Origin of the sequence: Dermacoccus sp. SAI-028, assembly GCF_004346775.1 — a bacterium.
Classification (GTDB): domain Bacteria; phylum Actinomycetota; class Actinomycetes; order Actinomycetales; family Dermatophilaceae; genus Dermacoccus; species Dermacoccus nishinomiyaensis.
The window spans coordinates 1,349,809-1,364,305 of sequence record NZ_SMFS01000001.1 but is presented as its reverse complement, the minus strand read 5'-3'; the positions used below and the strand labels follow the sequence as shown (position 1 = coordinate 1,364,305).

Annotated in this window: 10 protein-coding genes and 1 pseudogene; 4 read left to right on the top strand and 7 right to left on the bottom strand. The window is 70.2% G+C overall.

Annotated elements, in window-relative coordinates:
- Positions 1-144: 144 nt before the first annotated feature.
- Positions 145-1,491: pseudogene (locus EDC82_RS06230) on the top strand (UDP-N-acetylglucosamine 1-carboxyvinyltransferase); the annotation flags it as partial.
- 89 nt (positions 1,492-1,580) lie between these two features.
- Here EDC82_RS06230 and hutI read toward each other — a convergent pair.
- From hutI to hutH, 5 genes are all read right to left on the bottom strand, one after another.
- On the bottom strand, positions 1,581-2,756 hold the full coding sequence (gene hutI, locus EDC82_RS06225; protein WP_074039203.1) for an imidazolonepropionase: 1,176 nt from the start codon (positions 2,754-2,756) through the stop codon (positions 1,581-1,583).
- Entirely contained in the window at positions 2,753-4,168 is a 1,416-nt protein-coding gene (locus tag EDC82_RS06220; protein ID WP_131940896.1) for a formimidoylglutamate deiminase, read from the bottom strand. The genes hutI and EDC82_RS06220 overlap by 4 nt, the downstream gene beginning before the upstream one ends.
- Complete coding sequence (locus tag EDC82_RS06215; RefSeq protein WP_038567882.1) at positions 4,165-5,406, bottom strand: allantoate amidohydrolase; 1,242 nt, start codon at positions 5,404-5,406, stop codon at positions 4,165-4,167. Before EDC82_RS06215 ends, EDC82_RS06220 begins: the two co-directional genes overlap by 4 nt.
- A gap of 100 nt (positions 5,407-5,506) precedes the next feature.
- The gene (gene hutU / locus EDC82_RS06210) at positions 5,507-7,162 is read right to left on the bottom strand and encodes a urocanate hydratase (RefSeq protein ID WP_074039200.1); all 1,656 of its coding nucleotides are present in this window, start codon (positions 7,160-7,162) and stop codon (positions 5,507-5,509) included.
- A 102-nt stretch (positions 7,163-7,264) separates the two neighbouring features.
- Positions 7,265-8,827 (bottom strand): histidine ammonia-lyase, encoded by a 1,563-nt coding sequence (gene hutH / locus EDC82_RS06205; RefSeq protein ID WP_074039514.1) that lies wholly within the window; start codon positions 8,825-8,827, stop codon positions 7,265-7,267.
- A 153-nt stretch (positions 8,828-8,980) separates the two neighbouring features.
- Here hutH and EDC82_RS06200 point away from each other — a divergent pair, with 153 nt between their 5' ends.
- Complete coding sequence (locus EDC82_RS06200) at positions 8,981-9,763, top strand: IclR family transcriptional regulator (RefSeq protein ID WP_074039199.1); 783 nt, start codon at positions 8,981-8,983, stop codon at positions 9,761-9,763.
- Between the two features lie 76 nt (positions 9,764-9,839).
- Here the strand turns inward: EDC82_RS06200 and EDC82_RS06195 are convergent, their stop codons facing one another.
- The gene (locus EDC82_RS06195) at positions 9,840-11,768 is read right to left on the bottom strand and encodes a BCCT family transporter (protein ID WP_074039198.1); all 1,929 of its coding nucleotides are present in this window, start codon (positions 11,766-11,768) and stop codon (positions 9,840-9,842) included.
- Positions 11,769-12,044: 276 nt separating this feature from the next.
- Here EDC82_RS06195 and EDC82_RS06190 point away from each other — a divergent pair, with 276 nt between their 5' ends.
- On the top strand, positions 12,045-12,830 hold the full coding sequence (locus EDC82_RS06190; protein WP_074039197.1) for a glycerophosphodiester phosphodiesterase: 786 nt from the start codon (positions 12,045-12,047) through the stop codon (positions 12,828-12,830).
- A gap of 231 nt (positions 12,831-13,061) precedes the next feature.
- Positions 13,062-13,454 carry a VOC family protein gene (locus tag EDC82_RS06185; protein WP_074039196.1) on the top strand — a complete coding sequence of 131 codons (393 nt, stop codon included), beginning with the start codon at positions 13,062-13,064 and terminating at the stop codon, positions 13,452-13,454.
- A 20-nt stretch (positions 13,455-13,474) separates the two neighbouring features.
- On the opposite strand, the gene EDC82_RS06180 is transcribed toward EDC82_RS06185, so the two are convergent.
- Positions 13,475-14,494 (bottom strand): aminoglycoside phosphotransferase family protein, encoded by a 1,020-nt coding sequence (locus tag EDC82_RS06180; protein WP_235006143.1) that lies wholly within the window; start codon positions 14,492-14,494, stop codon positions 13,475-13,477.
- Positions 14,495-14,497: the final 3 nt, after the last annotated feature.

Below are 14,497 nucleotides of genomic sequence, written 5' to 3'. Positions count from 1 at the left end.
ACAGGGCCCGGTCGGCCGGCTCGCACCGGTGCGCGTGGGAATGACGGGGTGAACCGCAGTGTTCTTCCCGCCGACGCGTGACGTGCCCCCGGGTCGCGTCGCCGCTCGTCACACCTCGGCGTGATGGGTTCATCTGCACCAACTGATTCGGAGATTGTCACTGTGTCCAGCAACGCGCCCCTGAACCTTCGGATCATCGGCGGCAAGCAGCTGTCCGGGTCTATCGACGTGCGCACGAGCAAGAACGCCGCCGTCGCCTGCCTGTGCGCCGCGATGCTGAACAAGGGGCGCACGACGCTGCGCAACCTCGCGCGCATCGAAGAGGTCAACCGCATCACCGAGGTGCTCGACTCCATCGGCGTGCAGACGCGCTGGCTGCCGGGCACGAGCGACCTCGAGATCACGCCGCCCGCCAAGATCGACCTGTCGACGATCGACGAGGTCGCGGCGCGCCGCACCCGCACGATCCTCATGTTCCTCGGCCCGCTCATGCACGAGTTCGACTCGTTCGAGCTGCCCAACGCCGGCGGGTGCGACCTCGGTGCGCGCACCGTCGAGCCGCACCTGCACGCGCTGCGCGCGTTCGGCATGGAGGTCGTCGCGAAGGACGGGTACTACAACGTCGAGGTCAACAACTCGATCCGCCCGACGAAGCCGATCGTCCTCATCGAGCGCGGCGACACCGTCACCGAGAACGCCCTGTTCGCCGCAGCCCGCTACGAGGGCACGACGATCATCCGCAACGCCTCGAGCAACTACATGGTCCAGGATCTGTGCTTCTTCCTCGAGAAGCTCGGCGTGACGATCGAGGGCATCGGCACGACGACGCTCAAGATCACCGGCGTCGCCGAGATCAACGAGGACGTCGAGTACTTCCCGAGCGAGGACCCGATCGAGGCGATGAGCCTCATCGCAGCCGCCATCGTCACGAAGTCCGAGATCACGATCAAGCGCGTGCCGATCGAGTTCATGGAGATCGAACTGGCCATCCTCGAGGAGATGGGCTTCCAGTACGAGATGAGCGACGAGTACACCTCGGACAACGGCTTCACGCGCCTCGTCGACATCACGACGAAGCCGGGCCCGCTCAAGGCGCCGACGGACAAGATCCACCCGCTGCCCTTCCCCGGCCTCAACATCGACAACCTGCCGTTCTTCGCCGTCATCGCTGCGTGCGCCGAGGGCAAGACGCTCATCCACGACTGGGTGTACGAGAACCGCGCGATCTACCTCAACGAGCTGACGAAGATCGGTGCGACGGTGCACCTCATGGACCCGCACCGGGTCATGATCGAAGGCCCCGCCAAGTGGCGCGCCGCCGAGGTCATGTGCCCGCCCGCGCTGCGCCCCGGCGTCGTCATCCTGCTCGGCATGCTCGCCTGCCCCGGCACCTCGACGCTGCGCAACATCTATGTCATCAACCGTGGCTACGAGGAGCTCGACGAGCGTCTCAACGCCCTCGGCGCCGACATCACGAGCTTCCAGGACTAATGCTCGACGGCTGCCTGCGCGGTATGCCATGACGAAGCCCGCCCGGTCGCGTACCGGGCGGGCTTCGTCATGTCTGGGGCCGGCGTTCCTCAGACCTCCAGCGTCCGCGCGATCGGCACGCCCGGTCGGTAGCAGAGGTGACGGTGGCTGGGCGCGTCGAGAACGGCGAGGTCGGCGCGCGCACCGGGGCGGATGACGCCCACGTCGTCGCGCCACAGCGCCTGCGCGCCGCCGGCCGTCGCAGCCCACACGGCTTCGGCGGCGCTCATGCCCATCTCGCGCACGGCGAGGGCGATCATGAACGGCATCGAGTCGGAGTAGCACGTGCCCGGGTTGCAGTCGGTCGCGATGGCGACGCTGACGCCCGCGTCGATGAGGCGCCGCGCATCCGGGTAGGGCGAACGGGTCGAGAACTCGACGCCCGGCAGAAGTGTCGCGACGGTCGACGAATCGGCCAGTGCCGCAACGTCACTCGCCGACAGATAGGTGCAGTGGTCGACGCTCGCCGCACCGAGCTCGACGGCGAGTTGGACGCCCGGTCCCTCGCCGAGCTGGCCGCCGTGGACACGCAGTTCGAGCCCCGCGTCTCGACAGGCCCGCAGGATCGTCGCGCTCTCGTCGCCGTCGAAGGCGTGAGCACTGCCCGGCTCGCAGAACACGTCGGCCCAGCGAGCGTACGGGCGGCACGCCTCGAGCATCTCGCCGCAGACGAGGTCGACGTAGGCGGCACGATCGCTGCCGCTCGGCACGACGTGGGCACCGAGATAGGTCGTCTCCGGCGTGAACTCGCGGGCGATGCGCAGCGCTCGTGCCTCGTCCTCGACCGTCAGCCCGTAGCCCGACTTCACCTCGACGCACGTCGTGCCCTGCGCGCGCATCTCGGCGATGCGCCGCGCGACCAGCGCGGTGAGGCGGTCGTCGTCAGCGTCGCGGGTGGCGGCCACCGTGGTGGCGATCCCGCCCCCGTCGTAGCGCTCGCCCACCATGCGGGCGGCGAACTCGGCCGAGCGGTCGCCGTCGAAGACGAGGTGTGCGTGGCTGTCGACGAAGCCGGGCATCAGTGCGGCGCCGTCGACGTCGACGCGGCGGTCGGCGTCCGGCGCTCGGCGCGACTCGCCGACCCAGGCGATGCGGTCGTCTTCGACGACGATCGCCGCGTCGGTGAGGAGACCGAGCAGGCGCTCGTCCTCGCTCGCGCCAGCGCGGGCCTGCTGCGGGTCGTTCGTCACGAGTTCGGCGATGCCGGTGACGAGCGTCGTCGTCATGTCTGCCTCCAGAAGGGGTCGATGGCGTCGTGCAGGAGCCGCCCGATGCCGCCGGGCGCGAGCGTCTCTTCGAGGCGGTGGCACCCGCCGCGCACGACGACGCGTCCGTCGACGATGACGTCCGTGACGTCCTGCGCAATCGCGGCGAGCAGGATCTGGTCAGGCGAACAGCCTGCGGTGCGCGGGGATTCGGCATTGACGGCGACGAGGTCGGCGCGTGCGCCGATGACGATCTCGCCGGCGTCCGCCCAGCCGATGCTCGCCTGCCGCGTCGCCGCCGAGAGCAGGTCGCGCGGGCTCAGGCGGCCGCGCTCGTTGCTCGTCAGCCGCTCGTGCATCTCGAGGCCGCGGGCTTCTTCGAACATGTCGATGACGGCGTGCTGGTCGCTGCCGAGGCTGAGCCGCGCGCCCGCGTCGTACAGTGCAACGGCCGGCCCGATGCCGTCGGCAAGGTCGCGTTCGGTCGTCGGGCAGAAGCAGGCCGTCGCGCCCGCGCGGGCGAGCGTCGAGACGTCGTCGTCGCTCAGATGCGTCGCATGGACGGCGGAGAAGCGCTCGCTCAGTGCGCCGGCCTCGTGGAGCAGACCCACGGGCGTGCGCTGGTAGTGGGCCAGTGCCGCGGCGTTCTCCGCAGGCTGTTCGGAGACATGGGCGTGGAGGATCTCCCCCGGCGTCGCGGCGACGACGTCCGCCAGTTCGTCGCGAGCGACAGCGCGCACCGAGTGAACGGCCGCGCCGACCACGGTGTTCTCGTCACTGAGTGCGTCCTCCCGCAACTGCGCGTGACGCCGCGCCCAGGCGTCGACGGAGCCGTCGCTGAAGCGCTGCTGCTCAGCGCTCACCGCGGCGTGGCCATCGGTGTCGAGGCCTCCGTGGAGGTAACACGTGTCGAGCAGCGTGAGCCGGATGCCGGCCTCGCGGGCCGCTTGACGCAGCGCAGAACCCATGGCGTTCGGGTCGTCGTAGGGCGTGCCGTCGGGGCGGTGGTGGACGTAGTGAAACTCCCCCACCGCCGTGACGCCGGCCAGCGCCATCTCGGCGTACACGGCGCGCGCCAGTGCGAGGTATGTCGACGGATCGAGCTGCGCCGCAACGCGGTACATACGTTCACGCCACGTCCAGAACGTGCCACCGTCGTCATGCGTGCGCCCGCGCAATGCGCGGTGGAACGCATGGCTGTGGCAGTTCGCGAAACCGGGCAGTGCGACCCCGTCGAGCCTGATCACGTCGTCCGAGGATGCGTCGTCAGAGGAAACGCCACTCGGCGCCCCACCCGTCGATCCACCCGACAGCCCATCTCTCGGTGACGCATTCGCCGTCACCTCGACCCATCGCCCGTCCTCCTCGACGAGTCGGACGTCGCGCGCGAGGCCGTCGGGCAGGTGCGCGAACGGCACGTGGTAGATGGTCATGACGCGAGATCCTCGAGCACGCGGACGAGTGCGTCGACGCCGCGCAGGCAGTCATCGGTCTGCGCGAACTCCTCGGGCGAGTGCGACGTGCCCGTCGGGTTGCGCACGAACAACATGACGCTGGGGATGCCGTGGTTGGCGAGGATGCCGGCGTCGTGGCCGGCACCGGTGCCGAGCATCGGCACACCCTCACCGAGCGTGCGGTGCACGCGCGCGACGAGGTCGGCGTCGAACGGGGTCGTCGGCGTCCATGACTCCTCCCGCCATTCGCCACCGAGTTCCGCTGCGCGACCTGCGATCTCGTCGATCGCTGCGCGCACGTCGTCCTCGCAGACGCCGCGTGCGTCGACCCACGCCGTCACGTGGGAGGCGATGGCGTTGATGCCGCCGGGCGTGACGTCGAGCTTTCCGACGGTCGCGACGACGCGGCGCGCGGCACCGTCGTCACGCGAGGTGGCCGCCGCCCGCACCAGCTCGATGAACCGGGCGGCCTTGACCAGCGCGTCGTCGCGGTCGCCGAGCGCCGTCGTCCCGGCGTGGTCGGCGCGCCCGGGCAGGTCGGCGCGAAACCGTCCGTGCGGCCAGATGTCGGTGCCGACCGCGACGGCGGCGCCGAACGGATCGCCCGCCGCGTCACGGGGCAGGTCGACGAGGGCCCGCCCCTGTTCGACGTGCACCTCGACGAAGCACGCGAGGCGCGTGAGGGCCGCGTCGTCCCGCCCGAGATCCGACGGCTCACGCCCAGCGCGCTCCCACGCCTGTGCCATCGTGACACCGTCGGTGTCGCGCAGGCCGAGGGCGCGCTCGGCCGTCAGCGCTCCGGTGATGAGGCGCGAGCCCGCGCAGGCGACGCCGAAGCGCGCGCCCTCCTCGTCGACGAAGTTGACGACACCGATCGGGCGCGCGGGCGCGAACCCCGACTCCTTGAGTCGGCGCACCGCGAGCAACGACGAGACGACGCCCAGGGGTCCGTCGAACGCCCCGCCGTCGGGCACCGAGTCAAGGTGCGATCCGGTGGCGATGCCAGGCGTCCGATCCGGCTCGCCCCACCACGCCCACTGGTTGCCTGCGCGATCCTCGACGACGTCGAGACCGAGCGCTTCACACTCGCCGTCGAACCATTCGCGGAGCGTGGAATCCTCACGGCTCCAGGCGAATCGGCGGTATCCGCCACTGTGCTTGTCGCGCCCCACCGGGGCGAGGTCGGCCCACAGGCCCTCGAACGTGCGCTCGGTCATCGAAACCCTCCGGGTCCTCGTCGTCATCGGACATGTCCGGCTCGGAAGCGGGGAGGGGCATGCCGAGCACGCCACGCCCCCGCGTCCGACGTCGTGCCGCTCAGCCCTCGCTCATCGGGATGCGTACACCGCGCTCGGCGGCGATGTTCTCGGCGATGTCGTAGCCGGCGTCGACGTGGCGGATGACACCCATGCCGGGGTCGTTCGTCAGCACGCGCGCGAGCTTCTGCGCGGCCAGCGGCGTGCCGTCCGCGACGGAGACCTGCCCCGCGTGCATCGAGCGTCCGATGCCGACACCGCCGCCGTGGTGCAGCGAGACCCAGCTCGCGCCGCTCGCCGTGTTGACGAGGGCGTTGAGCAGCGGCCAGTCGGCGATGGCGTCGGAGCCATCCTGCATGGCCTCCGTCTCGCGGTAGGGCGAGGCGACAGAGCCGCAGTCGAGGTGGTCGCGCCCGATGACGATGGGGGCGCTCACCTCGCCGTTCGCGACCATGTCGTTGAAGCGCAGGCCGGCCTTGTCGCGTTCGCCGTAGCCGAGCCAGCAGATGCGCGCCGGCAGGCCCTCGAAGTGCACCTTCTCGCGGGCGCCCTTGATCCAGCGGTGCAGGCGCTCGTTGTCCGGGAACAGGTCGAGCACCGCCTCGTCCGTCGCGTAGATGTCCTTCGGGTCGCCCGAGAGCGCCACCCAGCGGAACGGGCCCTTGCCCTCGCAGAACAGCGGGCGGATGTACTTCGGCACGAAGCCCTCGAACTCGAACGCGCGGCCGTAACCGCCCTGGCGCGCCTCGTCGCGGATCGAGTTGCCGTAGTCGAACACCTCGACGCCCTTGTCCTGGAAACCGACCATCGCCTCGACGTGACGCGCCATCGACTCCTGCGCTCGCTCGGTGAACTCCTCGGGCTTCTTCGCGGCGTACTCGAACCAGTCGGCGACGTCGATGCCGATCGGCAGGTAGCTCAGCGGGTCGTGCGCGCTCGTCTGGTCGGTGACGATGTCGATGGGCACGTCGCGGCGCAGCAGCTCCGGGAAGACCTCGGCGGCGTTGCCGACGACGCCGATTGACACGGCCTTCTTCGCGTTCTTAGCGGCGACGGCGCGGTCGATGGCGTCGTCCAGATCGTCGGCGATCTCGTCGAGATAGCGGTGCTCGACGCGGCGGTGAAGACGCGCCGGGTCGACGTCGACGATGAGGCACGTGCCACCGTTCAGCGTGACGGCGAGGGGCTGGGCGCCGCCCATGCCGCCGCAGCCGCCGGTGAGCGTCAGCGTGCCCGCGAGGGTGCCGCCGAACGTGCGCTCGGCGATCGCCGCGAAGCACTCGTACGTGCCCTGCAGGATGCCCTGGGTGCCGATGTAGATCCACGACCCGGCCGTCATCTGGCCGTACATCGTGAGACCCATCTGCTCGAGGCGGCGGAACTCGGGCCACGTAGCCCAGTCGCCGACGAGGTTCGAGTTCGCGATGAGCACGCGCGGCGCCCACTCGTGCGTCCGCATGACGCCGACGGGCCGGCCCGATTGCACGAGCATCGTCTCGTCGGCCTTCAACGTCTCGAGTGTGCGCACCATCGCGTCGAAGCTGCGCCAGTCACGTGCGGCGCGGCCGGTGCCGCCGTAGACGACGAGGTCGTCGGGGCGCTCGGCGACCTCCGGGTCGAGGTTGTTCATGAGCATGCGCAAGGGGGCCTCGGTGGCCCAGCTGCGAGCGTTCAACTGGGTGCCGCGGGGTGCGCGGACGGGACGGGCGCCTTCCATGGGGTGCTCCTCGGTCTGATTCGGCGGAACTGCGGGTGGGTCGATGCGGAGGGCGGAGGGACGATCGCCCGCTGGTGTGCGTGAGCAACCGTCCAGGACGCGTCAGTCGAGCGAGCCCGCGGCTCGGGCGGCGGCGTCACGGACGGCGCCACTCTTGACGAGCGCGACGGCGCGTTCGATCTCCGGCGAGAGGTAGCGATCCCGCCCCGGCATGCCGGCGGGCTGGCCACCCTCGTCCGTCAGCGCGTCGATGACGGCGGCCGCGACCGGCCCGGGCGTCAACGGTGCGCGCAGCTGGATGCCGCGCGTCGCCGTCAGCGTCTCGATGGCGAGGACGCGGGCGAGACCGTCGACGGCCCGACGCAGCTTGCGGGCGCCGGCCCAGCCCATCGAGACGTGATCCTCCTGCATCGCGCTGCTCGGGATCGAGTCGACGCTCGCGGGGCTCGCGAGCCGCTTGAGTTCGCTGACGATGCCCGCGGCCGTGTACTGCGCGATCATGAGGCCCGAGTCGGTGCCCGGGTCGTCGGCGAGGAACGGCGGCAGGCCGTGGTTGCGGGCGACGTCGAGGAAGCGGTCGGTGCGGCGCTCACTCATCGACGCGACGTCGGCGATGACGATGGCGAGGAAGTCGAGGACGTACGCGACGGGTGCTCCGTGAAAGTTGCCGTTCGACTCGACGCGGCCGTCGAGCGTCACGACGGGGTTGTCGACGGCGGCCGCGAGCTCGCGGTTCGCGACGGTCGTCGCGTGCTCGAGGGTGTCGCGGGCCGCGCCGATGACCTGTGGCGAGCAGCGCAGCGAATAGGCGTCCTGCACGCGGGTGCAGGCGCCCGGTTCACGGTGGGATTCGCGGATGCCGCTGCCCGCGAGCACCTTGCGCAGGTTCGCTGCCGAGCGCGCCTGGCCGGGGTGCGGGCGCAGCTGCTGCAGGTCGTCGGCGAAGACGGCGTCCGAGCCGAGCAGGCCCTCGACGCTGAGGCCGGCGGCGACGTCGGCGCTCGTCAAGAGCATGCGCAGATCGGCGATGGCGAGGCACAGCATGCCGAGCATGCCGTCGGTGCCGTTGATGAGCGCCAGGCCCTCCTTCTCCTGCAGCTGGACGGGCTCGACGCCGGCGGCGCGCAGCGCGTTCTCGGCGTTCGTCAGGTGGCCGGCGGCGTCGACGACCTCGCCCTCGCCCATGAGCGCGAGCGCACAGTGCGCGAGCGGCGCGAGGTCGCCGGAACAACCGAGCGAGCCGTACTCGCGCACGACCGGGGTGATGCCGGCGTTGAGCATCGCGACATACGCGTCGAGCGTCTCGGGACGGATGCCGGTGCGCCCGGTCGCGAGCGTCGAGATGCGCAGGAGCATGAGCGCGCGCACGACCTCGCACTCGACCGGTTCACCGCTGCCCGCGGCGTGCGAGGCGACGAGGCTGCGCTGCAGCTGCTGACGCTTCTCGAGCGGGATGTGCTGCGTCGCGAGCGCACCGAAACCGGTCGAGATGCCGTAGTGCGGCACCGGGTCGTTGGCGAGGGCGTCGATGATCGCGCGGCTCTTCGCGACCTCCGCGCGACTCGCCTCGCTGAGCACGATGCGCGCGTCATGGCGGGCGACGGCGACGACGTCGTCGATGCTGAGGGCGCCGATGCCGACCTCGACCTCGCAGGCAGCGCTCATGTCAGGGGGCGTGACGCCGGCGCCGGGCGTCGCGGCGGGGTCGTGGTGGTGCTGAGGCATCGAGGCGTTCGTCATGACACCACCTTCGCCCGTGACCACACTCGTGCGTGACCCAGGACGCGCTTTTTGTCTCGGATACGAGACACTGGGCGCATGTCGTCGTACGTCCCCGCCGCCGAGCACGTCCTCGCGCTCTTGCAGCGCATCGCCGCGCGCCCCTCGCCCGCACCGGCGGCGGCTCTCGCCCGTGAGCTCGACCTGCCCCGCTCGTCCGTCTACAAGTTGCTCGGCGTGCTGCGCGCCGCAGGGTTCGTCACGCACGACGAGGGGACACGACGCTGGGGGTTGGGGCCAGCCGCGCACGAGCTTGGCTCGGCCTACCGGCGTCAGGCGCCGCTGCAGCGCGCGGCGCAGAGCATCGTCACCGACCTCGCGGAGCGGACGGGGGCCTGCGCGCACCTCGCCGTCCTGCACGGGCGCGACGTCGTGTACGTGCTCGAGGAGCGACCGCTCGGGGTGCCGCCACTCGTCACCGACGTCGGCGTGCGGCTGCCCGCGACCGTGACGGCGAGTGGCCTTGCGATTCTCGCGGCCCTGCCCGCTGCGCAGGTGCGTGCGCTGTTTCCGCGCAGCGACGACCTCGTCCGACGCCGTGAGAACGGCAATGCGCCGGGGACGCTCAAGGAGCTGCGCTCACAACTCACGCAGGTGCGCCAACGCGGCCATGCCTGGGAGAACGGCTCGGTGACGGAGGGCTTTGCGTCCGTGGGGTGCGCGGTGCTAGACCACAACGAGCTACCGGCCGCGAGCCTCGCGGTGACGTGGGACGAGGGGCGTCTCGCGCGCCACGGCGAGGATCCGGCCGAGCGACACGATCGGTTCGTCGCGGCGTGTCGAGTGAGCGCGCAGGCCCTCACTCGCCGATTGAACGGGTGAATGATTGCGGGGCTGAACGCCGCGAGGCCCCCGTGGAGGTGAACTCCACGGGGGCCTCGGGCGAACGGCGCGCTGCTCAGGAGCGCCCGTCGTCCTTGGCGTGCTTGCCGCCGCGCCACGGGCCCGTCGTTCGACTGATGCGGTAGTCGATGCGGTTGTCGACGCGGTGGTCGACCTGGCGGCCGAAGTGCTCGTCGAAGTTCGACTGCAACTCCTGACGCACGTACTCGACGCGACCGAGGAACTCCTTCTCCTCACGACGGCGGTAGTCATAGCGCACCGCCTTGAACGTCGCGACGCACATAAGCACGAGCACGACGCTGAACGGCAATGCCGTCGCGAGAGACGCCGCCTGCAGCGCCTTGAGCCCGCCGGCGAGGAGCAGGCCGATGGCGATGGCACCTTCCATGAGGGCCCACAGCACACGCGACCACGTCGGCGGGTTGGGGTGACCACCGGAGGCGAGCATGTCAACGACGAGTGAACCCGAGTCGGAGGAGGTGATGAAGAAGACGGCGACGAGCAGGATCGCGATGACGGACAGCACTTGCCCGAGCGGCAGGTCCTGCAGCACCGTGAACAGCACCTTCTCCGCGACGACACCGTCGGTCTTGTCGACGAGACCGCCGTCACCGAAGAGCTGACGGTGGATGCCGGCGCCGCCCATGACGGCGAACCAGACGAACCCGACGAGCGTGGGCACGAGAAGCGTGCCGGCGATGAACTCGCGGATCGTGCGCCCGCGGGAGATGCGGGCGATGAAGACGCCGACGAACGGCGCCCAGCTGATCCACCAGCCCCAGTAGAAGATCGTCCACGCAGAGTTCCAGTCAGCGCCCTTCTCCCCCGTGTAGGCACCGACGTCGAAGGTCATGCCGAGCACGTTGGCGAGGTAGACGCCGAGCGCCTCGGTGAGGTTCTGGAACAGGAACAGCGTCGGGCCGAGCAGCAGCACCGAGATGAGCAGCAGACCGGCGAGGCTGAGGTTGATGTTCGACAGCCACTTGATCCCCTTGCCGAGGCCGGAGACACACGACAGCGTCGACAGGAACGTGATGCACACGATGAGGATGACGAGGATCGTGTTGTCCGTGCTGTCGAGGATGCCGATGGACTTCAGACCGGAGGCGATCTGTTGCACGCCGAGACCCAGCGACGTCGCGACACCGAACACGGTGCCGAAGATGGCCAGGATGTCGACGAGGTCGCCCATCCAACCCTTGACGCGCTCGCCCAGGATCGGCTCGAGAGCCCACCGGATCGAGATGGGGCGGCCGCGACGGTGGATCGCGTACGCGAGGGCCAGCCCGATGACGGCGTAGATCGCCCACGGGTGCAGACCCCAGTGGACGAAGGTCTGCGCCATCGCGAGCTGTGAACGCTCGGCCTCGCCTTCGGGCCAGCCGGGCTTCGGCATCGTCGTCGCGTAGGTGAGTGGCTCACCGACGCCGTAGAAGACCAGGCCGATGCCCATGCCCGCGGCGAACAGCATCGCGAACCAGGAGAAGACCCCGAACTCGGGCTTCTCGTCGTCGTTGCCGAGCTTGATCGAGCCGTAGCGGCTGAGACCCATGAAGGCGGCGAAGGCGATGAACCCGCCGATGACGAGCATGTAGTACCAGCCGAAGTTCGTGACGATCCACGACTGCATGTTCGTCAGCACCTCACCGGTGCCGTCGGGGAAGGCGACGCCGAGCACGGCCACCGCCAGGATGACGATGAGTGCCGGCCAGAAGACGCGTGGCGCGACTCCGCCCTTGCCGAGGCGCACGCCCTGGCGTCGCAACTTCTCTGCGATGACCTCATCGTCGTCGTCCTCGGCGATCTGCGCGGCGTCAGACAGATCGGAGGGCAGCGGGTCCGACGACTCGCCCTCGTGGCGCGCCGCTTCCTCGGGTGTCTGCGGGGTTGCGGCCTCCGTCTCCGGCGCAGCGCTGTCGTCGGTGATCGCCGTTGCCGGGGTGGCGCCCGGCGGGCCGTCGGCCTTCGGTTCTTCGTCTTGCATGCGATGTCCTCCCTGGTGTCCATCGTGCGGTCGGAAGTCACGACTCTTCCGGATCGCAGGCCACATCTCAAGTTGTTACTGGCCGGTACCCGGTCGGATCTGCTCGCGATCGAGTTCGGTCCGCGGTGGTCTGCCGCGACCGTGCGTGCTGGACGATGCCGCCTGTCGACCGAACACTGCTGATGCCCGCGATGCCGAATGAGCGCCCCGGACGCCTGACTGTGGCACGATGCGGGAACCCGTTTCGTCTCCCGTCGCACGTGAGGACCGCTGCTCATGACCAAGGCAACCTCGCATCTCGCGTCGGGGCCCGTCGCCCTGGCCCACCGCGGTTTCTCCGGTGGCACCTCGCATGCGCTGGAGAACTCGATGGCGGCGTTCCGCGCTGCCGCCGAGCTCGGCTACCGGTGGGTTGAGACCGACGTGCACGCGACCGTCGAAGGGGTGCTCGTCGCCTTCCACGACACGACCCTCGACCGCACGAGCGACGGGGCCGGCGCGATCGCGCACCTGCCATGGGAGGTGGTCGCACGGGCGCGCATCGCCGGGCACGAGCCGATCCCGCGACTCGAGGAATTGCTGACGCAACTGCCGCAGGTGTGCGTCAACATCGACGTGAAATCGGCCGGCGCGGTCACACCGCTCATCGAGTGCATCGAACGGTGCGGCGCGCACGATCGCGTCCGCATCGCCTCCTTCTCCGACGCGCGGCGCCGAGCCGTCCTCGCCGGCCTGACGCGACCGGTCCGTTCATCGCCAGGGCAGTCGCGCACCACCGCGCTGTGGCTCGCGGCGCACCTGCCGGTGCTCGGTTCGCCCCTCGTCGCGCGCCTTGCGCACGGCATCGACGCCGTGCAGATCCCCGAACGTCAGGGCCGCCTGCGCGTGCTGACGCCGAGACTCCTGCGCGTCCTGCACGGCGCCGGGCTCGACGTCCACGTGTGGACGGTCAACGAGCGCGCCGACATGGAGCGTCTGCTCGACCTCGGCGTCGACGGCCTCATCACCGACCGCGCCGACGTGCTCAAGGACGTCCTCGTCGAACGGGGTGGATGGGGCTGAGCAGAGCGGCTCGACGGGCGATCGCCTGGTTTCGTCAGCCTGCAGCGCGGACCTCGTCTTTGATGGCGTGGCCGTGCAGAGGCCAGGTGCGGTGTGCTGGACGCACGTGGTTGGGAGTGCGCCGAAGTGGCGAGGCGCGATCGCTGAGTCGCGACCGTCGAGAATCGTTGACACGGCGGGTATCCGGCGAAAGTATCTTTACGTCAAGATACTTTCACCGGAAGGCGCCTCATGCTCACGTTGCATCATGTCCAGGTCTCGATGCCCGAGGGTCGCGAGGACGACGCCCGACGTTTCTACCGCGATGCCCTCGGCCTCGACGAGGTCGCCAAACCCGGCGTGCTCGCACAGCGCGGCGGCGCGTGGTTCCGCGCGTTCGCTGCCGACGGCGCCGTCGCCGCCGAGATCCACCTCGGGATCGACGAACCGTTCGTCCCCGCCAAGAAGGCCCACCCCGCCCTCGTCGTCGAATCGACAGCTGCCCTGGAGGCCCTTGCCGCGCGCATCGAGGACGCCGGTTTCGACGTGAACTGGGCCGAGCGCCACACCCTCGACGGCTACGAACGCTTCCACTGCCGCGACGCGTTCGGCAACCGCGTCGAGGTGCTGACGCCCGAGCCCTGACGGCTCGCGAGCGCGATGCGTCAGTCGTGCGACGGCTCGGGCGCATGCCCGAGGGAACGGTTGATCTCGGCGATCAACCGGCGTCCGTGCACACCCCACGCGTGCCGCTCGTCGGCGCTCGCGCGCGTCAGGGCGCGCTGCCACGTGAAGACGCGCCCGACCCGGGCGATGAGCAGGGCGTCGTCGACGGCTGCGCTCAGCGCAGTGCTCGAGACGACGTCGCTCCACACGCTGAGGTAGGCGCGCATGATGCGCTCACGGGCTGCGCGGGCGGCGTCGTCGTCGAGGCCCTCGCAGATGCGCTCGAGCGGGACGAGCAGCGAGCACAGCGGGTTGCCGACGCTCGCGTCACCCCAGTCGAAGATGCGCGCGTCGTGAGCGCCCGCCGAGGTGCCGTCGGCAAAGACGTTGCCGGCGTGCAGGTCGTCGTGCTGAATGGTGAGCGGCAACCCGACGGCGTCGAGCCGCTGAGCGGCGCGGCGCACCTCACGTGTCGTGTCGGGTTTGAGCCCAAGGCGTTGCCACCGGCGAGCCGATTCGCGCGGCGACATGTCGGGCACGCCCGCGTCGCGCAGTTGATCGAGGACCCGCGTCGACGAGCGTTGCAGTCGCGCGTAGCGTCGCACCACGGACGACATGAGGCTGACGGCGTCGTCGTCACGCTGGACGTCACGCAGCACCGGGCCCTGATCGGGCATGAGCAGCCAGCCGCGCTCGGGGTCGTCGGCCCACACGACCGGAACCGCGTCGGGCGCGACGGAACGCAACGCGCGCAGGATGGCGGCCTCGGGGCTCATCTCCGGGCTCGTCGCCTTGAACCACACGCGCCCTTGATCGGCCGTCTCGGCGACGAGCAACGTCGACCAGGGACGCACCCGCGGCTGCAACGGCGTCGTCGGCACACGTTCGAGACCGCGCCGCGCGAGGGCCGCGTCCATCCAGCGCACGGCCTCCCAGCGCCACGTCTCACTGCTCCAGATCGCGCTCGCGGGCGCGACCTGATCAGAGCCGGGGAGAACAGGAAGCTCGGGTGACTTCACCAC